The organism is Micromonospora sp. LOL_024 (genome assembly GCF_048060415.1).
Classification (GTDB): domain Bacteria; phylum Actinomycetota; class Actinomycetes; order Mycobacteriales; family Micromonosporaceae; genus Micromonospora.
This window is the reverse complement of record NZ_JBHMIS010000001.1, coordinates 88,086-112,005: the sequence shown is the minus strand read 5'-3', so window position 1 is coordinate 112,005 and position 23,920 is coordinate 88,086. Positions and strand designations below refer to the sequence as shown.

The following is a 23,920-nucleotide window of genomic DNA, read 5'->3' as shown; positions in this document are numbered from 1 at the left end:
GAGGGCGGTTCCGTCCACTCGGATCCTCCGTCGATCGACTCAGCCCTTCGGGAGCCTGGTCGGGCCGCGCGGGCTCGTCCCGGGTCGCGTCCGGTCGGGTCGCGGCCGGTCGGGTCGCGTCCTCCGGTCGGGTCGCGTCCGGTCGGCCGGGCTCCGGCGGGGCCGGGCTACCCACCGCGGCCTCGGCCAGCCGCTCCAGCATCGCGATCCAGCGCCGCTGCTCCAGCCGCAGCACTCCGACGTCGTCGCCCACCTCAACCAGTCTCGGGTCGAGCCGCAGCGCCTCCCGGTAGGCCCGCTCGGCCAGGTCGTACAACCGCAGGTTGGCCGCGACCAGGCCCAGCACCAGATGCGCCTGCGGCTCCTCGGGGGCCAGCTCCACCCCGCGCCAGGCCGCGTTCAACGCAGGCTGCCCGTTGCGGGAGCCGGCCAGGATCGCCGCCGCGCTGCGCTGGGCGTACGCGTCCTCCGGACCGAGCGCCAGGATGCCGTCGGCGGTACGAGCCGCCTCCACGTACCGCTCCAGGTCACCGAGGGCCAGCCCGCGCACGACAAGCGGGGGAATCTGCCCCGGCGCGGCGGCCACGGCGGCCTCGGCCGCAGCGAGCGACTCTGCGGGCCGGCCAGCGGCCAGCTGTACCCGGGCCAGCATCGTCGACACCTCGGCGGCGGTGGGGTCGAGGGCGATGGCGAAGCCCAGCTCGGCCACGGCCTCGTCGTAACGTCCCAGCTCGGCGAGGAGCGTGGCGCGTTCGAGGTAGCCGTCGGCGGCGGGCGGGTCGATGGGCACATCGGCGGACATCGCGGCGAGCCTAGGCGCTCGGCTGCTCGTACACCAGGGCAACGGCGATCCCGGCGAGCCCTTCACCGCGCCCGGTGAACCCCAGGCCGTCGGTGGTGGCGGCGGCGACGGCGACCGGCGCGCCGACCGCCGCGGAGAGCACCCGCTGGGCTTCCTCCCGACGCGGACCGATCTTCGGACGGTCCCCCACCACCTGCACCGACACGTTGCCGATGGCGAAACCGGCGGCGGTCACCCGCCGGGCCGCCTCGGTGAGCAGGGCCACCCCGCTCGCCCCGGCCCACTCGGGCTGACCCACCCCGAAATTCGCGCCGAGATCGCCCAGGCCGGCGGCGGAGAGCAGCGCGTTGCAGGCGGCGTGTGCCGCCACGTCCGCGTCGGAGTGCCCGGCCAGACCGTCCTGCTCCGGCCAGTGCAGGCCGGCCACCCAGCACGGCCGGCCGACCTCGTAGGCGTGCACGTCGGTCCCGATGGCCACCCGAGGAACGATCATGACCTGAGGGTACGCGCTACCGCCCGGTCGCCAGCAGGTGCTCGGCCAGCGCCAGGTCGAAGGGCCTGGTTATCTTCAGGGCCCGCTCCGAGCCGGGCACACAGTACACCGGCACGCCCTGCTTCTCGACCAACCCGGCGTCATCGGTGAGTGCGTCCGCGGCGGCGGCGTGCGCGGCGCTCAGCACCGCCCGGCGGAATCCCTGCGGGGTCTGCACGGCGCGTAGCGCGGCCCGGTCGACGGTGCCGAGCACAACTTCGGCCGCGTCGACCTCCTTGATCGTGTCGACGACCGGCAGGACCGGGATCACCGCGGGATGGCCCGCCCGCACCGCGGCGGCCACCGACTCCACCAGCTCGGGCGGGACAAGTGCGCGCGCCGCGTCGTGTACCAGGACGATGTCCGGTCCGGGCGGCACAGCGGCGAGCGCAGCGGCCACCGAGGCCTGCCGCTCCGCCCCGCCGGGCACCACCGTCACCGGGGCGACCGGCGCGAGCAGTTCGCGTACGGCGGAGACCTCCGCCACTGGGGCGGCCACCACGATGGTGCGCACCGACCAGGCCGAGGCCAGTCGACGGACCGCGTGCACCAGCAGCGGCTCTCCGGCCAACAGCCGTAGCGCCTTCGGTCGGCCGGGCCCCAGGCGTACCCCGGCACCAGCCGCAGGCACGAGGACCGCGACGTCACCGCGCGGATTGAGCTGCGCGGTCACGTCGCGGTCCTCGATGGTTTCTTCGCTAGGAATAGGGTACGACGATGCTGTGCCGACTAGGCCTCGGTAAGGACCTTGTCGAGCAGCGTCTCCGCCTCGTCCTTGGTGCTCTTCTCGGCCAGCGCCACCTCGCCGACGAGAATGTCGCGGGCCTTGGCGAGCATGCGCTTCTCGCCCGCGGACAGCCCCCGCTCCCGCTCGCGGCGCCACAGGTCGCGGACGACCTCGGCCACCTTGAGCGGATTTCCGGAGGCCAACTTCTCCAGATTCGCCTTGTAACGCCGCGACCAGTTGGTCGGCTCCTCGGTGTGCGGAGCCCGCAGAACGTCGAAGACCTTACCGAGGCCCTCTTCGCCCACCACCTCGCGGACACCCACGATCTCGGCGTTCTCGGCCGGCACCCGGACCGTCAGGTCACCCTGCGCGACCTTCAGGACGAGGTACTGCTTGGGCTCACCCTTGATGACTCGAGTCTCGATTGCCTCGATGAGTGCGGCCCCGTGGTGGGGGTAAACAACGGTCTCGCCGACACTGAAAACCATAGGTTCGAAACCCCTTTCGCTGTGTCTAGGGTAACACGCTCAGGCACCGATGTCTCACGACTGTCCTGACCGTTGGCGCAGCTCAGGGGGCCTGTGAGAGGTCTTTCTCCGGCTTGACAGACGACCCGGCCGATGATCCGAACACGCTCCGTTACCTAAAGATGACCACCGGAACACGGCCACCGTGAAGATCGAGATCCGAGACGCAAAGTCGAAACTCGTCGACGCGAGCGCAAAGACGCACTTGGCGCGAGCCCCGGGCTTGGCGAGGCGCAGCGCCGAGATTCCGGGGCACGAACGCCGGGATCAGGGCCTATGCACCCACCCCATGCTATCTCCCCTCGCCCAGGTCCGGGCAGCGGTGGCGGGACCGGGCCCGATGCGGGACCCTGGACGGGTGCCCCGTCCGCGCACCCGCGAGGTTCCAGGGAGTCGTCATGGGCAAGGCTGACGCCGACGGTCCCGGAATGCCGGACCTGCCGCCCGAGTGGGGCCGACTGGTCGTCCCGGACGACGCCTCCGCCCTGGCCGACGAGGCCGAGCAGCTCCGTCACGAGCTACGCCACCGGACGTCGGCCCGCCACCGTCGCTGGCGTCCACCGGCCGGCCCCGTACTCGTACTCGTCGTCGCGGTGGTGACCGCCGTCGTCGGCCTGGCGGTGGTCACCTGGCCCCGGGCCGGCCGATCCCCCGGCCCGGGGGTCAGCACTCCCAACCCGGCACCGGCGCAGCTGACCGGCCGCCCGCTACCAGCCCTCGACCTGGTCGACGTCGAGCAGTCACCGGTGGCCCTGCGCGGGCTGCTGCCGGCCGTGGTGCTGCTGGTGGACGGGTGCGTCTGCCCCGGTGCGGTCGCCGAGGCAGCAGCGATGGCGCCGGCCGGGGTGAACGTGGTCACGGTGGCCGGCGCCCACCCTCGGGCCGCACCCACCGGCACCCGGGTACGCGCGCTCGCCGATCCGGCCGGCGGTCTGCGCGCCTTCCTGCGCCTACCGGCCAGCCAGAGAACGGTAACCGCCCTGCTCGCCGACCGATCCGGGCGAATCACCCTGGTGCTGCCCGAGCTCGACTCGATCGCCGACCACCATGCCGAACTGGCCCTACTGACCGGCTGAGGCCACCCGCCCGTGCAAGACGGTGGAACTCGAAGGAAGTAGCTCGCGCTCGGTCAGGGATGGCGCTCCAGCAGCGTGGCGTACAGGGTGAGCCCGGGTCCGAAAGCCAGCATCACCACCCGGCGGGGAAACGGCGCGGATCGGAGCAGGCGGTCGAGAATCAGCAGCACCGTCGGTGAGGAGCAGTTTCCGTGCTCCTCCAGAGTCTGCCAGGATGCGGCCAGCGCCGCCGGTGCCAGATCAAGTTCCCGCTCGACCACGTTGAGGATGCGCGGCCCGCCCGGATGTACGGCCCAACCGTCCACCCCCGAAACGTCGGTGCCGTGCCGGGCCAGCACATCGTCGATCAGCCCACGGACGTGGGTCGACAGCACCTGCGGCACCTTGGGCGACAGGCCCATCCTGAATCCGGTGTCGGTCACGTCCCAGGTCATGTGGTCGGCGGTGGAGGTGTCGGTAACCGAAGCGACCTCACGAACGGCGTACCCCCGGCCGCCAGGGACGACCACCACCGCGACCGCGGCGTCCGAGAAGAGGGCGTGTGACACGATCTGCTGGGTGTCCACCCGGGCCGACGAAGGCTGTAGGTGCAGGCTGGTCAGCTCGGCGCAGAGCAACAGCGCCGGACGCCCTCGGGCGGTGACGAAATCGCTCGCCGCCCCCAGCCCCGGAAGGGCCGCGTAGCAGCCCATGTGGCCGACGAACATCCGCTGGGTCGACGGTGCCATGCCCAGGTCCCGGGCGAGCAGGATGTCCAGCCCCGGCGTCGCGTACCCGGTGCACGAACAGACCACGAAGAGCCCGATGTCACCGGCGTGCAGGCCGGCGGTGGTCAACGCCCGCCCGACCGCCTCCTTGCCCAACGGCAACGCCTCGACCTGGTAGCGACGCATTCGCCGCTCGGTCGGCCAGTCGGAGACGTCCTCGATCAGCGGACTGACCGCCGCCTGTCGGCGGGTGACACCGGAGTTGGCGAAGATCCGCTGGGCGAGCGCCCGGGTGGTACCCGAGTAGTGCTCGGAGAAGAATTTCTCCCACAACTCCTGCTGATTGGCGGAGGGCGGATGGGCCGTGCCCAGGCCCGCGATCACCGGTACGGACACGGTTCCACCTTCCTCTCGCGCGGATTCCCCACACTCACCAACGAGGTGTCGCTCCATCACGGTCCGGGTCGCCGCCGAGAGCCGCGATGCCGAGCCAGTCGGCACAGACGTCGGAGGTGGCCGGGTGCAGCGAGCCGCAACGGGCGTCCCGGTAGAGACGCTCAAGCGGGTGGCCCCTCCGGGTCGCGGAGGTACCCGCCGCCTCCAGCACGGACGCGGCCACCTCCGCCGCGGTGGTACCGGCGAGCAGCTTGGCCCGCCACACCCACCGGTTTGTCTCCGCGTCGCCCGGCGCCTCGTCGACCCGACGAGCCGCCTCCGTGACCACCAGGTGGGCCGCCGCCACCGAGGCGTCGGCGCGCCCCAGCCGGGCACGTACCGCCGGCAGGCCGGCAAGACTGCGGGCGTTGAGGTGCTCCGCAGCCGCGTCGATCGCGGCCCGGGCCACCCCCACGTAGACGGCTGCATAGCTGGCCACCAGCCAGTGCGGCATGAGCTGGGCGACCACCAGCGCCAGACCCTCCACCCCGCCGAGCAGCCGGTCGGTGGGGACCGTGACGTCGAGGTGCAGATCGTGCGAGGCGGTGGCGCGCATGCCGAGGGCGTCCCAGGTGGGCTCGACGGTCAGCCCGTCGCCGGCCGGCACCAGGAACTGCGAGACCATCGACGGGTCGGCGGCGCTGCGGGCGGCCACCAGGTAACCGTCGGCGTGACCGGCACCCGAGCAAAAGGTCTTGCTGCCCTTGATCCGCCAGCCCTCGTCGACCGGCTCGTAGACCGTGGCCAACTGGGACAGCCGGGCACCGGCTCCACGCTCGCTCATAGCCACCGCGTACCAGGCACCCTCGGCCGCCGCCCGCAACAACCGGTCGCGGGCCGCCAGCGCCTCCGCCGGTACGCCGAGCGCCTCGGCCAACTCCTCGGTGACCGCGCCGAGCGCACCGGTGACCGACGCGTGCATGTTGAACACCAGTGCGGTGGCGCCGTTACCCCGTGCCAGCTCGGTGGCGACGGCCGCGTACCCGGCGAACGACGCACCGGCACCGCCCAGCTCGGCGGGGACCATCAGCCCGAACAACCCGGCCTCGCGCAGCTCCGCGAAGTCGTTGGCCGGGAACGAGCCGTTCCGGTCGTGTGCGGCGGCTCGGGCCGCCAGTCTGGGTGCCAGCCGACGCGCGGCGTCCAGTGCCCGCGTACTGCCGCCTTGGCTCATGGAACCCCCTCCTCGCCCATTCCATACCCCTCACCGGGATCAGCTATCCGCCGCGCACCCCGCGGCCCTGGTAGAGCAGAGCCGTCGACCGGGCCGGCACGATGTGCGGCGCCCGATCGACGGGCGTAGCGCCACCACGCACCTGACGGACCAGCCAGCGCAGCAACCCGGGCACGCCCGGACGGATGCCGCGCACGCGCAGGTCCACGCCGTGTCGGGCGCACTCGGCCACCAGTTCACGGTCGTCCACGAACAACCGTGGATCGTGGATTCCGCGCGGTACGGTGGGCAACCGCTCGGCGATGTGCACGGCCACCAGCCGGCACAGTGCGGTGTCGTTGAGGGTGTCCAGCACCAGCAGGCCGCCAGGGCGCAGCAGACGGCATGCCTCAGCCACCGCCGCGCGCCAGTTCGGGACGTGTTCCAGCAGCTCACCGGCGGCCACCACGTCGGCGCAACGGTCGGCGAGCGGCACCGCCGTGGCGTCGCCGTTGACCGCCGTCATGCCGTGTGCGACCGCCTGGGCCAGGGCAGATCGGGTCAGGTCGACCCCCACATGCCGGTAACCCTTGCCGGCCAGGTGCGGGGCGAGCAACCCGGCGCCGCAACCCAGGTCGACCAGGAGCGCACCGGGCCGCGCCGCCGGCGGCACCAGCGCGGCCCGTGCCCGCGCCAGCCAGTGCAGCATGGCGAACGCGCCATCGGGCCGCCACCATTCGCCGGCCAGGTCGTCGTACTGGCGCGGATCGTTGCGGGGCAGGCTCGGGCCGGCATCGCGCATGGCAAGCAGCGTGGCACGACTCCCCGGTAACGACCAGACTTCCGTTATGTCGTCAACGGTGTTAGGGCTGGTCAGGGCGAGCCATCCGGAGCCAACCGCGGCGGTCACCACGGTGGCCGGTCTACTCGCGGCCGGCGTCGGCCATCCACCCGGCGCAATCCTCGGGGTGGCTCTCACCGTGGCGGCCAGCCAGCTCGCGGTCGGCTGGACCAACGACCTGCTCGACGCCGGCCGGGACGCCGCGGTGGGGCGTACCGACAAGCCGGTGGCCGCCGGCGCCCTCGACCGGGGCACGGTCACCGTGGCCGCCTCGGTGGCCGTCGGCGCCACCGTGGCGCTGGCACTGACCACGAACCCGCTGGCCGCGCTCTGCGCCATCGTCGCCCTGGTCTCGGCGCTGCTCTACAACTGGCCGATGAAGTCGACGCCGGCCTCGGTGCTGCCGTATGCGGTGTCCTTCGCGGCACTGCCCGCCTTCGTGGTGCTGGCGCTGCCCGGCGCACCGGCACCGCCGGTGTGGCTGGTGTCCGCCGCGGCGCTGCTGGGCGCCGGCGCGCACTTCGCCAACGTGCTGCCCGACCTCACCGACGATGCCCGCACGGGGGTACGCGGGTTGCCGCACCGGCTCGGCCCGACGGGTAGCCGGGCCGCTGCCGTCGGGTTGTTGATCGCGGCAACCGGCACGCTGGTGCTGGGGCCGCCCGGCCCACCGTCGGGCGTGGGGCTCGCGGCGATCGCCGCCGCCGTCGTGATCTTCTTCCTGGCCTGGTACGCGGGCCGTGCCGCCAACCGGGCGGTGGCCCGACCGGTGGTCGCCTTCCGGGCCGTGATGCTGGTCGCGCTGATCGACGTCGCCCTGCTGGTCACGAGTGGTCGGCTCATCTGAGCCTCACTCCCGCAGGTGGCAGCTCAGGGTCGGCGTGCGGGTCTCGAGCAGCCCCAACTACCCTGGAGCGCGGTATGCGCGGGCATGGCCAGCGGGTCCGGCGGCGTAGCCGGGGTGATCGTGTGGAGGAGGACCGACGTGACGCGCTCGATCAGGGGTTCCCGGCGAGCTGGCGTGTTGCTGCCCGGGATCGCGGCGGCAGCGGGGCTGCTGCTGTCCGGTTGCGGCTCCGGCCAGATCTCCGAGACGGCCAACAAGGTGCCGTCGATCCAGGGCGCGAACATCCAGGCCGGCGACGGGAAGTACGGCGTACGCAGCGCCCTCGTCGCCTACCCCGGTCTTGAGGGCTACCAAGCTGGCGACGACGCCGTGCTCAACGTGGTCTTCTACAACGAGTCGCCCGATCCGCTCACCGTGACCGTGACCTCACCGGACGCCCGCGAGGTGGTGCTGACCACGGTCGACGCCGCGACCAACCCGTCGCCGACCACCTCCCCGTCGCCGGAGTCCCCGGACGGCTCGCCCTCCCCCGGTCCTTCCGGATCCCCTGCCGCCGGCCCGGCCCGGATCGAGATTTCGCCACTCAGCTTCGTCCAGCTCAACACCGAGGGTGAGCAGGTTCTACAGCTCGTCGGTCTGAGCGGAGCCTTGCTCGCGGGCCAGACCGTCACGCTGACCTTCGACTTCGGCGGCGGCGACACGGTCACGGCTGCCGCCCCGGTAGCCGTGCCACTCAGTCCCGCCCCGCAGCCGTCGCCGATCATCGAGCGGCACACCGAGTATGAGGGCGAGGGCGAGGGCGGCCACTGAGCCCCGTTCCACAATTCTCCGCCGCGTCGGCGTGGTGAATCCACGCCGACGGCGGTGCCGTCGTACCGGGGGTCTAGCGTCCCTCGGGTGAGCATCTCCCGATCGACCCCCTCCCGTGCCCCGGCCGGCGGGCGAGGCAGGGCCGCCGCACGCGAGCCTCGTCCCGCCTACGAGTGCGACGCCTGCGGTCACCAGCCACCGAAGTGGGTTGGGCGCTGCCCCGAGTGCGGCGAGTGGGGCTCGGTGATCGAGTGCACCAATTCCGGCCCGACCGTGTCCGGGCGGGTGGTCAGCTCCCGGGTGCCCGCCGAGCCGGCTCGACCCATCGCCACCATCAGCGCGGCGCCGGCCCGGGCGCGGCCCACCGGGGTGAGCGAGCTCGACCGGGTCCTCGGTGGCGGCCTGGTGCCCGGCGCGGTGGTGCTGCTCGCCGGCGAGCCGGGAGTCGGCAAGTCCACCCTGCTGCTCGACGTCGCCCAACAGTGGGCGGCCGGGGCGGGCAGCCCGTCACTGGTGGTCAGCGGCGAGGAGTCGGTCAGCCAGGTACGGCTGCGCGCCGAGCGGATGGGCACTCTGCACGACCAACTCTTCCTGGCCGCCGAGAGCGACCTCGCGGCGGTGCTCGGCCACCTCGACGTCGTCAAGCCCGGCCTGCTCGTCCTCGACTCGGTGCAGACCATCTCCGCCACCGGCGAGGGGGTGCAGGGCGGAGTGACCCAGGTCCGGGCCGTCACCGCCGCCCTGGTCGCGGTCGCCAAGGAACGCGGGATAGCGATCGTGCTGGTCGGGCACGTCACCAAGGACGGCCAGGTCGCCGGCCCGCGCGTGCTGGAGCACCTGGTCGACGTGGTGCTGCACTTCGAGGGCGACAAGCACTCGTCGCTGCGGATGGTGCGCGGGGTGAAGAACCGGTTCGGCGCCGCCGACGAGGTCGGCTGCTTCGAGATGCACGAGGGCGGCATCAGCAGCCTCGCCGACCCGTCCGGGTTGTTCCTGACCCGCTACGCCGAGCCGGTGCCGGGCACCTGCGTGACGGTCGCGATGGAGGGTCGCCGGGCACTGGTCACGGAGGTGCAGGCCCTGATCGGCGCGACGGTCGCGGGCTCTCCCCGGCGGACCGTCTCGGGCCTGGACTCGGCCCGGCTCGCGATGGTGTTGGCGGTTCTCCAGCGCCGGACCGAACGACTCACCCTGCACGACCGGGAGGTCTTCGCCGCCACCGTAGGCGGCATCCGGGTGGTGGAGCCGGCAGCCGACCTGGCCGTCGCCCTCGCCGTCGCCTCCGGCGGGCTCAACCTGGCGATCGTCCCCCACCTGGTGGCGATCGGCGAGGTCGGCCTGACCGGTGAGGTTCGACGGGTGGGCGCGGTGCCACGCCGGCTGGCCGAGGCCGCCCGGCTCGGCTTCCGGCTGGCTCTGGTGCCGCCCGACTGCGGGCCCGCGAGCACCGGCGCCGGCCCTGAGCAGATGCGGGTGATCGAAGTCGGCGACGTTCGGTCGGCGTTGCAGGCCGCGGCTCGGGCATCGGCGGAGTGAGCCGCGTCTCTGGTGGACGGCGCGGACGGGTGGGGCCGAATCGTGACACATCACAGTAACCACGAGAGCACCCACCGCAGGGCAGTCCGTAGACTGTGCCGGTGCCGATCGACCGCGACACCACCAAGCCTGCCGGCGCGACACCGCACGCCCGCACCAGCCTCGTGGGCTCGCCAGCCCGTCCGATCAGCGTGAGCGTGACCGGGGGCGGCGGCACCGGCGACCCGCTCCGCGCCAACCTGGCCCTGATGGCGCCGGGCACCGCGCTGCGCGACGGGCTCGAACGCATCCTGCGCGGGCGGACGGGCGCGCTGATCGTGCTCGGCTACGACAAGGTGGTCGAGGGCCTGTGCACCGGCGGCTTTCCGCTGGACGTCGAGTTCTCCGCGACCCGGGTCCGTGAGCTGTGCAAGATGGACGGCGCGGTGGTGCTCTCCAGCGACGGCACCCGGATCGTCCGGGCGGCGGTGCACCTGATGCCCGACCCGACCATCCCGACGGAGGAGTCGGGCACCCGGCACCGCACCGCGGAGCGGGTTGCCAGGCAGACCGGCTACCCGGTGATCTCGGTCAGCCAGTCGATGCGGATCATCAGCCTCTACGTCAACGGTCAGCGCCACGTGCTGGACGACTCGGCGGCGATCCTCTCCCGGGCGAACCAGGCGCTGGCCACCCTTGAGCGGTACAAGCTTCGCCTGGACGAGGTTTCCGGCACCCTCTCCGCTCTGGAGATTGAGGACCTGGTCACCGTGCGGGACGCGGTGGCCGTGGTGCAGCGGCTGGAGATGGTCCGCCGGATCGCGGACGAGATCGCCGGGTACGTTGTCGAGCTGGGCACCGACGGCCGGCTGCTCGCCCTGCAACTGGACGAGCTGATGGCCGGCGTGGACGCCGACCGCACCCTTGTCATCCGGGACTACCTGCCGGCTGGCCGCAGGCCCCGCACGCTCGACGAGGCACTGGTCGAGCTGGACCTGCTCAGTGCGACCGAGCTGATCGATCTGGTCTCCGTCGCCAAGGCGATCGGCTACCCGGCGGCCACGGACGCGCTGGAGGCGGCGGTCAGCCCGCGGGGGTTCCGGCTGTTGGCCAAGGTGCCCCGCCTTCCGGTGGCGGTCGTGGACCGGCTGGTGGTGCATTTCGGCAGCCTCCAGCGGTTGCTGGGTGCCACGGTGGAGGATCTACAGACCGTCGAGGGTGTCGGCGACGCCCGGGCCCGGGGCGTACGCGAGGGGTTGTCCCGCCTCGCGGAGGCGTCCATTCTGGAGCGCTACGTCTGACCGGCGTCGGTTTAGCCGCCGGACCGACGTGGTACTGCGGCTAGCCGACGACGAGCTTTGCCGGCTGGCTCAGCTTGGTGCCCACCCGGGCGAAGACCTCATACGTCCCGGACCGCACCACGGGGCCGTTCGCCAGTCCGTTGGCACAGCGGCTGCTGTGCCTGCCGTTCCAGCCGACCTGGTAGGCGCGTTCAAATCCGGGAGTGAAGGACTGCACGTCCGAGCCGGAGGCGGTGCCGCAGGTGTCCGACGACCAGACCACCTCGGCGCCGAACTTGATGTACAGCTCCTGGGCGGTCGCGCCGACATCACGGCTGCACGTACGGTCGGACCGGTTGCGGACCTTTAGGTGAAGATCGACAGCGGCACCGGCGGCGACCTGCCCGGGAAGGGCCAAGGCCGTCACCGAGAGTTCGGTGTCGGCGCAGGTGCCACTGTCCGACGCCGGATCGACCGCTGGCGGATCGTTGCTGAGGCTCGGCTCGGTATCGGGGTCGTCGCCCGGCGGGATGGACGGGTCGGCGCCGGCGTCGCCCGACGGGGGTGAACCGGTCTGCGGGGTCAGCACCGGTCCGGTGGGCGTCGGAGTGCCGGTCGCCACGCCCGGATCGGACTCACCGTTGCCGGTCGCGTCGTTGCCGCCGTCCTGCCCGTTACACGAGTGGACCAGGACAACCAGGAACAGCAGAACCGCGCCGAGCACGACGGCGCGACGCCGCCAGTACACGGTGGGAGACAGGGGGCCGACCGTCAGACGCATGATGCCCCACCGTAGCGGCGTCGTGAGGGACGGACGGTTGCGACGCGCCGTGGCACATGCGCCCTTCCGAACCTGACTCTCCTATGTCGACGTTCGGGGACGGGACAGGACCCATCGAGTCACCGATTGGGACGGGCTGTCCGGCTCACAGGTAGACCTTGCGTTGGTAGATCGCGTGGGCGCCGGCGACCCGGTCCAGGAAGAGCAGGCCGGTGCAGTGGTCGATCTCGTGTTGCAGCGCCCGCGCCTCGAAACCGTCCGTCACCAGTTGCACAATTTTGCCGCTGCCTGGCAGGGCGCCCTCGACCACCAGCCGGCTGGCGCGCTTGACGTCACCAGTCAGGTTCGGCACCGACATGCACCCCTCCCGGCCGACCTTCCACCGGGTCCCCTCCACCACCCGGGCGTTACAGAGAGCGAACGCACCGTGCAACGTCACCGCCTTGGGGTGGCCGGTGACGTCCACCGCGAAAACCTGGGCGGCCACCCCCACCTGCGGGGCGGCCAGACCCACGCAGCCGGGTGACACCCGCATGGTGGCGATCAGGTCGGCCGCCAACTGCACCGTCTCCCCAGCGGTCGGATCGACCTGCGCGCCCGCCCGGCTGAGCACCGCGTTCGGGGCGCAGACCACCGGGATCACCCGCCCGGCGCCGAGCACCTCCGGCATCCAGTCGCCGAGACCCTCGTGCGTCTCGGCCGGCGGGTCCAGGTCCGGCCGGTCCGGCACGCCACTCACAGCAGGTCCGGTTCGGCAGGCCGCAGGCTCACCTCGACACCCAGACCGGCGGCAGCTCCGGCCAGCCGGCCGGCGAGCGCGTCGGCCACCCCCGGTGGCAGCTCGACCTCGGCGACCACCACGTAGAGCGATCCCACCAATCGGGTGCTCAGGTCGGTGACGTTGCCACCGGCGTCGGCCAGCACCCGGGTGATCGCGGCCACGATGCCCATCCGGTCGGCGCCGTGCACCGCCATCACGTACGGCTCGCCGGCCGAGGGGGTCGCGCCGTCGGGCGTCACCGCGCGTACGGTGGCCAGCAACTGACCGTCGGCGGCGAGCGGGGCCAGCGCGGTCTCGACCTCCGCGGCGGTCGGGCCGACGCAGATCAGGGTCATCGCGAAGTGGCCCCGCAGCCGGGTCATGGTGCTGTCGGTGAGGTTGGCGCCGAGGCGGGCGAGCACCTCGGCGACGTCGGCCACGATGCCGGGTCGGTCCCGGCCGATGACGGTGATCCCCAGCTCGTTCATCCGGGCATTCTGCCCGATCAGCGCAGCCGGCCGGCGGCGGACGCCCGGAGGTGTCCAACCGACGGGACCGGCCGGCGTGACATCATCGGCGGCGCGATGACAGAGAGCACCTTCGCCGGCCAGGTGAGCCGGTGGTACGAAGACAACGCCCGGGACCTGCCATGGCGCAGGCCCGAGGTGAGCCCGTGGGCGATCCTGGTCAGCGAGGTCATGCTCCAGCAGACCCCGGTGGCCCGGGTACTGCCGGCCTGGCAGGCGTGGCTGGACCGCTGGCCGACGCCGGCCGCCCTGGCCGGTGACAGCCCGGCCGAGGCGATTCGGATGTGGGGGCGGCTCGGCTATCCGCGCCGGGCGGTACGGCTGCGCGACTGCGCGGCGGCCATCGTGCAGCGCCACGGCGGCAAGGTGCCGGACCGGCTGGAGCAGTTGCTCGCCCTACCCGGCGTCGGCACCTACACCGCCCGGGCGGTGGCCGCCTTCGCGTACGGTCAGCGGCACCCGGTGGTCGACACCAACGTGCGGCGGGTGGTCTGCCGGGCGGTCGCCGGAGAACCGGACGCCGGTCCGGTGACCCGGCCTGCGGACCTGGTCGCAACCGAGGAGCTGCTACCCCTCGAACCAGCGGCAGCAGCCCTGGCCAGTGCGGCGATCATGGAGTTGGGTGCGGTCATCTGCACCGCCCGATCGCCACGCTGCGGCGCGTGCCCGGTCAACGCGAGCTGTGCCTGGCGGGCCTCCGGACGGCTCGCCCCGGTCGGCCCGACCCGCCGACCCCAGCGGTACGCGGGAACCGACCGCCAGGTGCGCGGCCTGCTGCTCGGGATACTCCGGGAGTCGACCGGCCCGGTTCCGCATCAACGCCTGGACCAGGTGTGGCCGGACGAGGCGCAACGGGCCCGGGCGTTGGCCGGACTGGTCACCGACGGGTTGGTCGAGCCGATCGGTGACACGTCGTTCCGCCTGGTCGGGGATGGTCCGCCAGCGCCGGTGGCCGACTGAGGGCCGGCCCCGTACGAGGCCGGCCCTGTCGTCGGTCTTGCTGGCTGTCGGCTCAGGCGGAGTAGCCGCGGCTGGCGACCCAGTCGGCCAGCGTGTCGGTATCGATCCAGTACTCGGCCTGGGCGGGGTTGGCCGAGTCCGCGATCCTCACCTGGTCGCCGTCGTCCCGGTAGCCGGTCACCGAGATGTAGTGACCGCCCTCGAACGAGTGGCTCACGCCGTCGGTGTCCGAGGCGGTCCCGATGACGTTGGCGACCACACCCCGGCCGTCGTCGACGGCGCGGATGATGTCGGCCCGCAGCCGGTCGGTCTGGGCATCGTCCGCTGCCCTGCCGGGGATCTCCACCGTACGGTAGACGTCCTCACCGGCCTTGTTGTTCAGCGCCTCGGTGATCAGGTGCGCGGAGTCGGTGCCCCGCTCCGTGGTGCCCATCTCCCGGGCCAGGTCGTCCTGGGAGACGTCCTTGTCCATGGTCGTCAGGGCGTTGCGCACCGCTGCGGGGCCACAGTAGTAGAAGTTCGGCTGCGCCTCGTAGCGCACGCTCAGCTGCCGCTCGCCGTTGCCGTGCCCACGATCGACGACGGCGGCCAGCGGGTTGGCGCTGTGCGGAGCGGCTATCGCGCCCACCGGTCCGGCGATCATCCCACCGGCACAGACGGCACCGGCCGCGGTCAGGACTGCTTTACGAACCAACGTAGTCATCATCGTTCACCTTCCGTCTCGGGGGATCGACACGACACCTGAAGGGGGGGGTGTGGATACCGCGTCGGGAGGGAGAGCCGAGCGCCCGAAGTGCGGCCTGGGCCTTTGGCTGCCGGCCTGGATGCAACGGCTCCGGTTTGCCCGGCATTCCGGGCACCTCGAAGGCGGCCGTTGCGTTACCCCCTGTACAACGGCCCCCGGCCGGGGTCCATGCCCCGACAAATCGTGACGGCAGTCACACGACACGGCCCGCGGAGACGCGAATTCTGTCGGTCTTGTCTAGAAGCAGCCCACAACGGCGGCCCGGTGGCAATCGCCACCGGGCCGCTGCTGCGCTGCCTGAGACCTACTCGTCCGCACTCGCCGGCGTGGTACTGCCGCCGAGGTCAGCCGGCACGGCGTCCGGCACCTGGGCCGGCCGGTCGGATCCGTGGAAGACGAGCTTGGACTTGTCGATGTCGTTGGGGTCGCCCTCACAGTCGACCACGACGATCTGACCGGGGGTCAGCTCGTTGAACAGGATCCGCTCGGAGAGGTTGTCCTCAATGTCGCGTTGGATGGTGCGGCGCAGGGGCCGCGCGCCCAGTACCGGGTCGAAGCCCTTGAGTGCCAGGTACTTCTTGGCGTTGTCGGTCAACTCCAGGCCCATGTCCTTGTTACGCAGCTGGGTTTCGATGCGCTGGATCATGATGTCGACGATCTGGAGGATCTCGTTCTGACGCAGTTGGTGGAAGACGATGGTGTCGTCGATCCGGTTGAGGAACTCAGGCCGGAAGTGCTGCTTGAGCTCGTCGTTGACCTTCTGCTTCATTCGTTCGTAGTTCGAGTCGGAGTCCTCCGACGCCTGGAAACCCAACGACACCGCCTTGGCGACGTCCCGGGTACCGAGGTTGGTGGTCAGGATGATGACCGTGTTCTTGAAGTCCACGATCCGGCCCTGACCGTCGGTGAGCCGCCCGTCCTCCAGGATCTGCAGCAGCGTGTTGAACACGTCCGGGTGGGCCTTCTCGATCTCGTCGAACAACACCACGCTGAACGGCCGACGCCGCACCTTCTCCGTCAGCTGCCCACCCTCGTCGTAGCCCACGTAGCCGGGAGGGGCACCCACCAGCCGAGAAACCGTGTACCGGTCGTGGAACTCCGACATGTCGAGCTGGATCAGCGCGTCCTCGGACCCGAACAGGAACTCCGCGAGGGCCTTCGACAGCTCGGTCTTACCAACCCCGGACGGGCCGGCGAAAATGAACGAACCCGACGGACGCTTCGGGTCCTTCAAGCCGGCCCGGGTACGCCGAATCGCCTTCGAGACCGCCTTGACCGCGTCCTCCTGCCCGATGACGCGCTTGTGCAGCTCGTCCTCCATGCGCAGCAGACGCGAGGTCTCCTCCTCGGTCAGCTTGTAGACCGGGATACCCGTCCAGTTACCCAACACCTCGGCGATCTGCTCGTCGTCGACCTCACTGACGACGTCCAGGTCGCCGGCCTTCCACTCCTTCTCCCGCTGCGCCTTCTGACCCAGCAGCTGCTTCTCCTTGTCCCGCAACTGGGCGGCACGCTCGAAGTCCTGCGCGTCGATCGCGGACTCCTTGTCCCGACGCACCTGCGCGATACGCTCGTCGAAGTCACGAAGATCCGGCGGCGCGGTCATCCGACGGATCCGCATCCGGGCACCCGCCTCGTCAATAAGATCGATCGCCTTGTCCGGCAGGAACCGGTCGGAGATGTACCGATCAGCCAGAGTCGCGGCAGCCACAAGCGCCGCGTCGGTGATACTCACCCGATGGTGGGCCTCGTACCGGTCCCGCAGACCCTTCAAAATCTCGATGGTGTGCGCCAGCGACGGCTCACCCACCTGAATCGGCTGGAACCGCCGCTCCAGCGCGGCGTCCTTCTCCAAATGCTTGCGGTACTCATCCAGCGTGGTCGCACCGATGGTCTGCAGCTCACCCCGGGCCAACATCGGCTTGAGGATGCTCGCCGCGTCGATCGCGCCCTCGGCGGCACCCGCACCCACCAAAGTATGAATCTCGTCGATGAACAGAATGATGTCGCCGCGGGTACGAATCTCCTTCAACACCTTCTTCAGGCGCTCCTCGAAGTCACCGCGATACCGCGAACCAGCCACCAACGCACCCAGATCAAGCGTGTAGAGCTGCTTGTCCTTCAGCGTCTCGGGCACCTCACCCTTAATGATCTTCTGGGACAGCCCCTCCACCACAGCAGTCTTCCCGACACCGGGCTCACCGATCAGGACCGGGTTGTTCTTCGTCCGGCGGGAGAGCACCTGCATCACCCGCTCAATCTCCTTCTCCCGCCCAATCACCGGATCAAGCTTGCCCTCCCGGGCCGCCTGAGTCAGGTTCCGACCGAACTGATCCAACACCAAACTCGTCGACGGCGCCGCCTCACCCGGCGCGGCACCCGCCGCAGCCGGCTCCTTGCCCTGATAACCCGACAGCAACTGAATCACCTGCTGACGCACCCGGTTCAGATCCGCACCAAGCTTCACCAACACCTGCGCGGCGACGCCCTCACCCTCACGGATCAACCCCAGCAGAATGTGCTCAGTACCGATGTAGTTGTGACCCAACTGCAGCGCCTCACGCAGCGACAGCTCCAACACCTTCTTGGCCCGCGGCGTGAACGGAATATGCCCGCTCGGCGCCTGCTGACCCTGACCAATAATCTCCTCGACCTGCTGACGGACACCCTCCAGAGAGATACCAAGACTCTCCAAAGCCTTCGCCGCAACACCCTCACCCTCATGGATCAGGCCCAACAGAATGTGTTCAGTACCGATGTAGTTGTGGTTGAGCATCCGGGCCTCTTCCTGGGCCAGGACGACAACCCGTCGCGCTCGGTCGGTGAACCGCTCGAACATGCCCTCGTGCTCCTCACGTGCCGTGCGCACTCGATCTTGGTGGTCAAGACTTCGGCGGGGCCGGATACGCGAGCGCCCGGGACGGGCGTACGCGCCTCTCTACTCTATCGCCGCGAGCCGACTCGGCTGACCTCGTGTGTCTGCGTCGCAGGCCCGGTACGCGTCGTTTTGCACAACCATCCACGCTCAACGGGTGTTCCGGGCACGGCATCTGTACGCGGAGAGCGAAATTCGGTCGGCGGCCGGGACCGCCAGGGACGCCACCAGGAGGCGCTTCGACCGCCGGCGGGTCCCGCCGGCGGCGTCCACAGGCTGTGGACAACTCATCCACTGGTTGTGGACAACGTCCTGCCGCACGGGAAGAGTCCCGCAGACGACGACGCCGGCCCGCAGTAGATCTGCGGACCGGCGTCGTGGACGACCACGATCACCAAGTCTCAGTGACCGGCCTTCGAGTGGTACTCCTCGACAATCTCCTGCGGGATCCGGCCCCGGTCGGAGATGTCCCTACCGGCCTTGCGGGCCCACGCCCGGATCGCCTTGTTCTGCTCCCGGTCAGCGGTCGCGCCGCCCCTGCCACGGGCGGCACGCCCACCGACGACCACACCGCCGCGACCGACCTTGGTGCCGTGGGCGATGTACTGGGCGAATACGTCACGCAATTTCTCTGCGTTCGAACCCGACAGGTCGATCTCGTACTGAACACCATCGAGCGCGAACTTGACGGTCTCGTCCGCGTCCCCGCCGTCCAGGTCATCAACCAGCTTGTGAATGATCTGCTTGGCCACGTCCCACATTCCTTTCGAGCAGGGTTGCTTGCGCCTGCCAACCGCAAGAGCACAATAACCCGTGAGATGCTTGCCGCGTCAATAGGATGCGGCAACAACACGGCAGGTCCTTGTGAGACTACTCGGGGCGGACCAAGGGGAAGAGGATGGTTTCCCGAATTCCCAGGCCGGTCAGCGCCATCAGGAGCCGGTCGATTCCCATTCCCATACCACCGGACGGCGGCATTCCGTACTCCATCGCCCGGAGAAAGTCCTCGTCCAGTCGCATCGCCTCGGCGTCGCCCCGGGCGGCCAGCTGCGCCTGCGTGACCAGCCGTTCCCGCTGCACCACCGGGTCGACCAGCTCCGAGTACGCGGTGGCCAGCTCGAACCCGAGCACGTACAGGTCCCACTTCTCGGTCAGCCCCGGCTCGCCGCGGTGGCCCCGGGTCAGCGGGCTGGTCTCTTCCGGGTAGTCCCGGACGAAGGTGGGCGCCTCAAGACCGGGAACGACCAGTTCCTCGAAGAGCTCCTCGGCGAGCTTGCCCGGCCCCCACCGGGGATCGACGCCGAGGCCAACCTTGTCCGCGTACTCGACCAGGCGGGTGCGCTCGGTGTGGACGCCGACCTCCTCGCCCAGCGCCTCGGAAAGGACACCGAACAGGCTGACCGAACGCCACTCACCACCGAGGTCGAACTCCCGCCCGTCGGCATGGCTGACCACCGTCGAGCCGCTGACCGCGATCGCCGCCTGCTGCACCAGATTGCGGGTCAACTCGGCCATGGTGTTGTAGTCACCGTACGCCTGGTACACCTCCAGCATCGCGAACTCCGGCGAGTGCGAGGAGTCGATGCCCTCATTACGGAAGTTGCGGTTGATCTCGAAGACCCGCTCGACGCCGCCGACGACGGTCCGCTTGAGAAATAGTTCCGGCGCGATTCGGAGATACAGATCTGTGCTGAGCGCATTGCTGTGTGTCACGAAAGGTCGGGCCGTCGCGCCACCGGGAAGCAACTGCAACATCGGAGTCTCCACCTCGATGAAGCCCTGCCCGTGCAGTGAATCGCGCAGACTTCGTACCGTCGCCGCCCGGGTGCGCACCATCTGGCGCGCCTGCGGCCGGACGACCAGGTCGACGTAGCGCTGCCGGACCCGGGCCTCCTCGCTGAGCGGCTTGTGGGCCACCGGCAGCGGGCGCAGTGCCTTGGCAGTGACCGCCCACTGCTCCGCCAGCACCGACAGCTCACCCCGGCGGCTGGTGATCACCTCACCGGTGACCCCGACATGGTCGCCGAGGTCGACCAGGCGCTTCCAGTCCTCCAGGCGTTCCGCGCCGACCCGGTCCAGCGACAGCATGGCCTGAAGCTCGGTGCCGTCGCCCTCCCGCAGCGTGGCGAAGCAGAGTTTGCCGGAGTTCCGGACGAAAATCACCCGGCCGGTGATCGAGACACGGTCGCCGGTCGCGGTGTCGGTGGGCAGATCCACGTAGCGCTGCCGCACCTCCGCCAAGGTGGCGGTACGCGGATAGCTGAGCGGGTACGGCTCGACGCCGTCGGCGAGCATCCGGTCCCGCTTCTCCCGGCGGACCTTCATCTGCTCCGGAAGGTCGTCGGCGGGGTCGACTGGTACGGGGCTCTGCTGGGTCACGGCACGCTTCCTCGGCGGGAGATTTCGGGCGGGGTCAGGCCCCGAGCGTACTCAAGCGCCCGGTCGACCGTTACTGGATAGCCTGCCGGTCATGACCAACCCCACCGCCGCCCTCTCGTCCGGCGTGGCCGCCGCCCAGTGCGACCGGTTCCGGCCCCGCTGTCCGCAAGCCGCCCGCCCAACGGGACGGATGACGCGTACCACCCGGAGGGTTTCCGGGCAGCCCGTCAGACGTTCCGCTCGTACACCATGCGCAACCCGATCAGCGTGATCATCGGTTCGTGGTGCGTGATCGTCCGGCACTCGTTGAGCACCAGCGGCGCCAACCCGCCGGTGGCGATGACCGCCTTCAGCCCACCCAGCTCGGCCGCCATCCGCTCGACGATCCGATCCACCTGCCCGGCGAAGCCGAAGTACAGCCCCGCCTGGAGGCACTCGACGGTGTTCTTGCCGATCACCGATCGAGGCTTGGTGGCCTCGACCTTGCGCAGCTGGGCGGCGCGGGCGGCGAGCGCGTCGAAGGAGATCTCGATGCCCGGCGCGAACGCCCCACCGAGGAACTCGCCCCGATCGCTGATCACGTCGAAGTTGGTGGTGGTGCCGAAGTCGACCACGATCGACGGCCCACCGAAGAGGGTGTACGCGGCCAGCGTGTTCACCACCCGGTCGGCACCGACCTCCTTCGGGTTGTCGATGGCCAACTGCACCCCGGTGCGTACCCCGGGCTCGACGATCACGCTCGGCAGTTCCCCGTAGTAGCGGGTCAGCATGGTGCGCAGCGAACGCAGGGCGGCCGGGACGGTCGAGCAGGCGGCCACTCCGGTGATCTCCACCGCGTCTCCGGCGAGCAGTCCCCGGAACATCAGGCCCAACTCGTCGGCGGTCGAACGGGCGTCGGTCTTGATCCGCCAGGAGTGCACCAGCTTGTCGCCGTCGAAGGTCGCCAGCACGGTGTTGGTGTTCCCGATGTCGATGCAGAGCAGCACGCACGCAGCCTAGACGGGCTCACTTCGTGCGCAGGTCCAGGGCGATGTCCAGGATCGGTGACGAGTGGGTCAGCGCGCCGACGGAGAGGAAGTCCACCCCCGTCGCGCCCACCACCGCGGCGTCGGCGAGGGTCAGCCCACCGGTCGCCTCCAGCTCGGCCCGGTCACCCACAGCGGCCACTACGTCGGCCAGCGTCGCAGGGGGCATGTTGTCCAGCAGGAGGAACTTGGCGCCGGCCTCGATCGCCTCCACCGCCTCGGCGAGCGTGTCCACCTCCACCTGCACCGGCACGTCCGGGAACACCTCCCGGACCCGTCGGTAGGCGGCGGTGATCCCGCCTGCGGCGTACTTGTGATTGTCCTTGATCATGGCGATGTCGTGCAGGCCCATCCGCTTGTTCGTGCCGCCGCCCGCGCGGACCGCGTACTTCTCCAGGGCGCGCATGCCCGGGGTGGTCTTGCGGGTGTCGAGGACCAGCGCCTTGCTGCCGGCGAGCGCGTCCACCCAGGCTCGGGTGTGGGTGGCCACACCGGACATCCGGCAGAGCAGGTTGAGCGCGGTCCGCTCGGCGGTCAGCAGCACCCGGGTGGGGCCGGTGACCGTGGCCAGCACGTCGCCGCGGGTCACCCGCTCGCCGTCGCGGGCCACCAACGACACCTCGACGGTACGGCCCGTCCCGGTCAGCTCGCCGGCCAGCTCGAAGGCGGCGGCGGCGACGGCCAGCCCGGCCACCACGCCGGCTGCCCGGGCCACCAGGTCGGCGGTGTCGGTCTGGGTTGCCGGGATGGTCGCGACGCTGGTGACGTCGAGCCGGTCCGGGCCGAGATCCTCGACGAGAGCGTTCTCGACCACCCGGCGCACCTGGTCCGGATCCAGCCCGGCCCCGCGCAGCTCTCGTTCCGTGTCGGCCGTCACGCCGGCCCTCCTTTCCGCTCGCTCGACCATGGAACCTGCTCCCACCGGGTGGCCAGCCTGCCCTGCTCCCCGATGCCGACGACCAGGTGACCGAGCCACTGCTCGTCGGCCGAGCCGAAGTCCTCCCGCCAGTGGCAGCCCCGGGTCTCCCGGCGGGCGTACGCGGAGGCGACCAGCGTCGCGGCCACCGTGACCAGGTTCGTGGCCTCCCAGTCGGCGGTACCGGAAGTGCCGCGACCGGCACCCACCTCGACCAGTTCGGCCGCGGTCGCGGTGAGCGTCGCCGCCGAGCGGAGCACGCCGGCGCCCCGGGTCATCGCGCGCTGCACCTTCGGGGTTGCCGCAGCGGGCACCACCCATCCATGGTTGCCGCGCCAGGCACCGGTGTCCGCGGGACGGGCCTGCTCCGGAAGCCCGGCAGCGATGTGGTCGGCGATCCGCCGGGAGAAGACCAGCCCCTCCAGCAGCGAGTTGCTGGCCAGCCGGTTGGCGCCGTGCACACCGGTGCAGGCGACCTCGCCGCAGGCGTACAGGCCGGGAATGGAGGTTCGGCCGTGCAGGTCGGTGCGGACGCCACCGGAAGCGTAGTGCGCGGCCGGCGCCACCGGGATCAGCTCGGTCACCGGATCGACGCCGATCGCCAGGCACGACGCGACGATGGTGGGGAAGCGCCGGGCCAGGAAGTCGCCGCCGAGGTGGCGTGCGTCCAGGTACACGTGGTCGTCGCCGGTGGCCAGCAGCACCCGGTGGATGCCCTTGGCCACCACGTCCCGCGGCGCCAGTTCGGCAAGGTCGTGCTGGCCGAGCATGAAACGCTTGTCGTCAGCGTCGACCAGGTACGCGCCCTCGCCCCGCAGCGCCTCGGAGACCAGCGGCTGTTGGGCGTGACCGGTGCCCGGCACCCGGGATTGCTCCGGCACGATCAGCGAGGTCGGGTGGAACTGGACGAATTCGATGTCGGTGACCGCCGCCCCGGCCCGGATCGCCAGGGCGACCCCGTCGCCGGTCGAGACAGCCGGGTTGGTGGTCGCCGCGAAGACCTGGCCCATTCCACCAGTGGCCAGCACGACCGCCCGGGCCAGCAGCGCGCCGACGCCGTCCTCGCTGCCCTCTCCGAGCACGTGCAGGGTGATGCCGCAGGCTCGGCCCGGGCCGTCGGGACTGTCGCCAGGTGCCCGCAGCAGGTCCAGCACCAGCGCGTGCTCGACGAGCCGGATCCACGGATCGCGGCGGACCGCCTCGTGCAGGGCCCGTTGCACCTCCGCACCTGTGGCGTCGCCGCCGGCGTGCACGATCCGGTCGGCCCGGTGTCCACCCTCCCGGGTGAGCATCAGCGAGCCGTCGACGTTGCGGTCGAACTCGGCGCCGAGGCGGATCAACTCCCGCAGCCGGGTCGGCCCCTCCTCCACCAGCACGCGTACGGCAGCCGGGTCGCAGAGGCCCACACCGGCGATCTGGGTGTCGGAGGCGTGCATGGCCGGGGTGTCCGCGGGATCGAGCACCGCGGCGATGCCGCCCTGCGCCCACCGGGTCGACCCCTCGTTGATCTTGACCTTGGTGACCACGGTGACGTGCAGGCCCGCCTCACGCAGGTGCAGCGCTGCCGTCAGCCCGGCCACTCCGGAGCCGACCACGATCACGTCGGTGGTCTCCACCCAACCGGGGGCCGGAGCGGCCAGCAGGCTCGGCAGCGCCGGTAGGCCGACGGTCGACAGGTCCATGGCCCCAGTCAACCCGAA

At 70.8% G+C, this 23,920-nt stretch carries 22 protein-coding genes and 1 pseudogene; 6 read left to right on the top strand and 17 right to left on the bottom strand.

What is annotated here, in order from left to right; genetic code table 11:
- Window positions 1–163 precede the first annotated feature (163 nt).
- The 4 genes and pseudogenes from ACFHWY_RS00515 to ACFHWY_RS00500 form a co-directional block, all read right to left on the bottom strand.
- Window positions 164–802 (bottom strand): annotated as a pseudogene (locus ACFHWY_RS00515) (tetratricopeptide repeat protein); the annotation flags it as partial.
- Between the two features lie 10 nt (window positions 803–812).
- The gene (ispF, locus tag ACFHWY_RS00510; protein WP_416578071.1) at window positions 813–1,295 is read right to left on the bottom strand and encodes a 2-C-methyl-D-erythritol 2,4-cyclodiphosphate synthase; all 483 of its coding nucleotides are present in this window, start codon (window positions 1,293–1,295) and stop codon (window positions 813–815) included.
- A 16-nt stretch (window positions 1,296–1,311) separates the two neighbouring features.
- Window positions 1,312–2,007 carry a 2-C-methyl-D-erythritol 4-phosphate cytidylyltransferase gene (ispD, locus tag ACFHWY_RS00505; RefSeq protein WP_416578070.1) on the bottom strand — a complete coding sequence of 232 codons (696 nt, stop codon included), beginning with the start codon at window positions 2,005–2,007 and terminating at the stop codon, window positions 1,312–1,314.
- Window positions 2,008–2,063: 56 nt separating this feature from the next.
- Window positions 2,064–2,549: a CarD family transcriptional regulator gene (locus ACFHWY_RS00500; protein ID WP_091626665.1), complete on the bottom strand. Its 486-nt coding sequence runs from the start codon at window positions 2,547–2,549 to the stop codon at window positions 2,064–2,066.
- Between the two features lie 437 nt (window positions 2,550–2,986).
- Between ACFHWY_RS00500 and ACFHWY_RS00495 the strand changes: the two genes are divergently transcribed.
- Window positions 2,987–3,664, top strand: coding sequence for a hypothetical protein (locus ACFHWY_RS00495; RefSeq protein ID WP_416578069.1), 678 nt, complete (start codon window positions 2,987–2,989; stop codon window positions 3,662–3,664).
- Between the two features lie 53 nt (window positions 3,665–3,717).
- On the opposite strand, the gene ACFHWY_RS00490 is transcribed toward ACFHWY_RS00495, so the two are convergent.
- The 3 genes from ACFHWY_RS00490 to ACFHWY_RS00480 are packed head-to-tail and all read right to left on the bottom strand — an operon-like array spanning window position 3,718 to window position 6,761.
- On the bottom strand, window positions 3,718–4,767 hold the full coding sequence (locus ACFHWY_RS00490) for a type III polyketide synthase (protein ID WP_416578068.1): 1,050 nt from the start codon (window positions 4,765–4,767) through the stop codon (window positions 3,718–3,720).
- A 34-nt stretch (window positions 4,768–4,801) separates the two neighbouring features.
- The gene (locus ACFHWY_RS00485; protein ID WP_416578067.1) at window positions 4,802–5,980 is read right to left on the bottom strand and encodes an acyl-CoA dehydrogenase family protein; all 1,179 of its coding nucleotides are present in this window, start codon (window positions 5,978–5,980) and stop codon (window positions 4,802–4,804) included.
- Between the two features lie 43 nt (window positions 5,981–6,023).
- A complete protein-coding gene (locus ACFHWY_RS00480; protein WP_416578066.1) occupies window positions 6,024–6,761 on the bottom strand; it encodes a methyltransferase domain-containing protein in 738 nt (245 codons plus the stop codon).
- Between ACFHWY_RS00480 and ACFHWY_RS00475 the strand changes: the two genes are divergently transcribed.
- The 4 genes from ACFHWY_RS00475 (at window position 6,760) to disA (ending at window position 11,273) form a co-directional block, all read left to right on the top strand.
- Entirely contained in the window at window positions 6,760–7,647 is an 888-nt protein-coding gene (locus tag ACFHWY_RS00475; protein WP_416578065.1) for a UbiA family prenyltransferase, read from the top strand. The genes ACFHWY_RS00480 and ACFHWY_RS00475 overlap by 2 nt on opposite strands.
- 138 nt (window positions 7,648–7,785) lie before the next feature.
- A complete protein-coding gene (locus ACFHWY_RS00470; RefSeq protein WP_416578064.1) occupies window positions 7,786–8,457 on the top strand; it encodes a hypothetical protein in 672 nt (223 codons plus the stop codon).
- A gap of 87 nt (window positions 8,458–8,544) precedes the next feature.
- On the top strand, window positions 8,545–9,993 hold the full coding sequence (gene radA, locus ACFHWY_RS00465; protein WP_416578063.1) for a DNA repair protein RadA: 1,449 nt from the start codon (window positions 8,545–8,547) through the stop codon (window positions 9,991–9,993).
- 101 nt (window positions 9,994–10,094) lie between these two features.
- Window positions 10,095–11,273: a DNA integrity scanning diadenylate cyclase DisA gene (gene disA, locus ACFHWY_RS00460; protein WP_416578062.1), complete on the top strand. Its 1,179-nt coding sequence runs from the start codon at window positions 10,095–10,097 to the stop codon at window positions 11,271–11,273.
- A 40-nt stretch (window positions 11,274–11,313) separates the two neighbouring features.
- Here disA and ACFHWY_RS00455 read toward each other — a convergent pair whose 3' ends face one another.
- From ACFHWY_RS00455 to ACFHWY_RS00445, 3 genes are all read right to left on the bottom strand, one after another.
- Window positions 11,314–12,033, bottom strand: coding sequence for a hypothetical protein (locus ACFHWY_RS00455; RefSeq protein WP_416578061.1), 720 nt, complete (start codon window positions 12,031–12,033; stop codon window positions 11,314–11,316).
- 145 nt (window positions 12,034–12,178) lie between these two features.
- A complete protein-coding gene (locus ACFHWY_RS00450; protein WP_416578641.1) occupies window positions 12,179–12,703 on the bottom strand; it encodes a peptide deformylase in 525 nt (174 codons plus the stop codon).
- Window positions 12,704–12,768: 65 nt separating this feature from the next.
- Window positions 12,769–13,281 (bottom strand): glycine cleavage system protein R, encoded by a 513-nt coding sequence (locus ACFHWY_RS00445; protein WP_416578060.1) that lies wholly within the window; start codon window positions 13,279–13,281, stop codon window positions 12,769–12,771.
- Between the two features lie 96 nt (window positions 13,282–13,377).
- On the opposite strand from ACFHWY_RS00445, the gene ACFHWY_RS00440 reads away from it, so the two are divergent.
- A complete protein-coding gene (locus tag ACFHWY_RS00440; protein WP_416578059.1) occupies window positions 13,378–14,280 on the top strand; it encodes an A/G-specific adenine glycosylase in 903 nt (300 codons plus the stop codon).
- 52 nt (window positions 14,281–14,332) lie between these two features.
- On the opposite strand, the gene ACFHWY_RS00435 is transcribed toward ACFHWY_RS00440, so the two are convergent.
- The 7 genes from ACFHWY_RS00435 to ACFHWY_RS00405 all read right to left on the bottom strand — a co-directional run bounded on the left by ACFHWY_RS00435 (window position 14,333) and on the right by ACFHWY_RS00405 (window position 23,902).
- Entirely contained in the window at window positions 14,333–14,986 is a 654-nt protein-coding gene (locus ACFHWY_RS00435; protein ID WP_416578058.1) for a C39 family peptidase, read from the bottom strand.
- Window positions 14,987–15,329: 343 nt separating this feature from the next.
- Window positions 15,330–17,864, bottom strand: a complete 2,535-nt coding sequence (locus ACFHWY_RS00430; protein ID WP_416578640.1) for an ATP-dependent Clp protease ATP-binding subunit — start codon at window positions 17,862–17,864, stop codon at window positions 15,330–15,332.
- A 437-nt stretch (window positions 17,865–18,301) separates the two neighbouring features.
- Window positions 18,302–18,652 carry a histone-like nucleoid-structuring protein Lsr2 gene (locus ACFHWY_RS00425; RefSeq protein WP_416578057.1) on the bottom strand — a complete coding sequence of 117 codons (351 nt, stop codon included), beginning with the start codon at window positions 18,650–18,652 and terminating at the stop codon, window positions 18,302–18,304.
- 118 nt (window positions 18,653–18,770) lie between these two features.
- Entirely contained in the window at window positions 18,771–20,279 is a 1,509-nt protein-coding gene (gene lysS / locus ACFHWY_RS00420; protein ID WP_416578056.1) for a lysine--tRNA ligase, read from the bottom strand.
- Between the two features lie 227 nt (window positions 20,280–20,506).
- Window positions 20,507–21,265: a type III pantothenate kinase gene (locus tag ACFHWY_RS00415; RefSeq protein WP_416578055.1), complete on the bottom strand. Its 759-nt coding sequence runs from the start codon at window positions 21,263–21,265 to the stop codon at window positions 20,507–20,509.
- Window positions 21,266–21,284: 19 nt separating this feature from the next.
- A complete protein-coding gene (gene nadC, locus ACFHWY_RS00410; RefSeq protein WP_416578054.1) occupies window positions 21,285–22,181 on the bottom strand; it encodes a carboxylating nicotinate-nucleotide diphosphorylase in 897 nt (298 codons plus the stop codon).
- Window positions 22,178–23,902, bottom strand: a complete 1,725-nt coding sequence (locus ACFHWY_RS00405; protein ID WP_416578053.1) for an L-aspartate oxidase — start codon at window positions 23,900–23,902, stop codon at window positions 22,178–22,180. Before ACFHWY_RS00405 ends, nadC begins: the two co-directional genes overlap by 4 nt.
- Window positions 23,903–23,920 lie beyond the last annotated feature (18 nt).

Excerpts from the sequence above, each read along its gene's own strand:
- ACFHWY_RS00480 (WP_416578066.1), bottom strand. The coding sequence starts at position 6,761 with ATGCGCGATGCCGGCCCGAGCCTGCCCCGCAACGATCCGCGCCAGTAC.
- ACFHWY_RS00430 (WP_416578640.1), bottom strand. The coding sequence starts at position 17,864 with ATGTTCGAGCGGTTCACCGACCGAGCGCGACGGGTTGTCGTCCTGGCC.
- ACFHWY_RS00500 (WP_091626665.1), bottom strand. The coding sequence starts at position 2,549 with ATGGTTTTCAGTGTCGGCGAGACCGTTGTTTACCCCCACCACGGGGCC.
- ACFHWY_RS00405 (WP_416578053.1), bottom strand. The coding sequence starts at position 23,902 with ATGGACCTGTCGACCGTCGGCCTACCGGCGCTGCCGAGCCTGCTGGCC.
- ACFHWY_RS00445 (WP_416578060.1), bottom strand. The coding sequence starts at position 13,281 with ATGAACGAGCTGGGGATCACCGTCATCGGCCGGGACCGACCCGGCATC.
- ispF (WP_416578071.1), bottom strand. The coding sequence starts at position 1,295 with ATGATCGTTCCTCGGGTGGCCATCGGGACCGACGTGCACGCCTACGAG.
- ACFHWY_RS00435 (WP_416578058.1), bottom strand. The coding sequence starts at position 14,986 with ATGATGACTACGTTGGTTCGTAAAGCAGTCCTGACCGCGGCCGGTGCC.
- ACFHWY_RS00450 (WP_416578641.1), bottom strand. The coding sequence starts at position 12,703 with ATGCCGGAGGTGCTCGGCGCCGGGCGGGTGATCCCGGTGGTCTGCGCC.
- ACFHWY_RS00495 (WP_416578069.1), top strand. The coding sequence starts at position 2,987 with ATGGGCAAGGCTGACGCCGACGGTCCCGGAATGCCGGACCTGCCGCCC.
- ACFHWY_RS00455 (WP_416578061.1), bottom strand. The coding sequence starts at position 12,033 with ATGCGTCTGACGGTCGGCCCCCTGTCTCCCACCGTGTACTGGCGGCGT.
- ACFHWY_RS00440 (WP_416578059.1), top strand. The coding sequence starts at position 13,378 with ATGACAGAGAGCACCTTCGCCGGCCAGGTGAGCCGGTGGTACGAAGAC.
- ACFHWY_RS00485 (WP_416578067.1), bottom strand. The coding sequence starts at position 5,980 with ATGAGCCAAGGCGGCAGTACGCGGGCACTGGACGCCGCGCGTCGGCTG.
- ACFHWY_RS00475 (WP_416578065.1), top strand. The coding sequence starts at position 6,760 with ATGGCAAGCAGCGTGGCACGACTCCCCGGTAACGACCAGACTTCCGTT.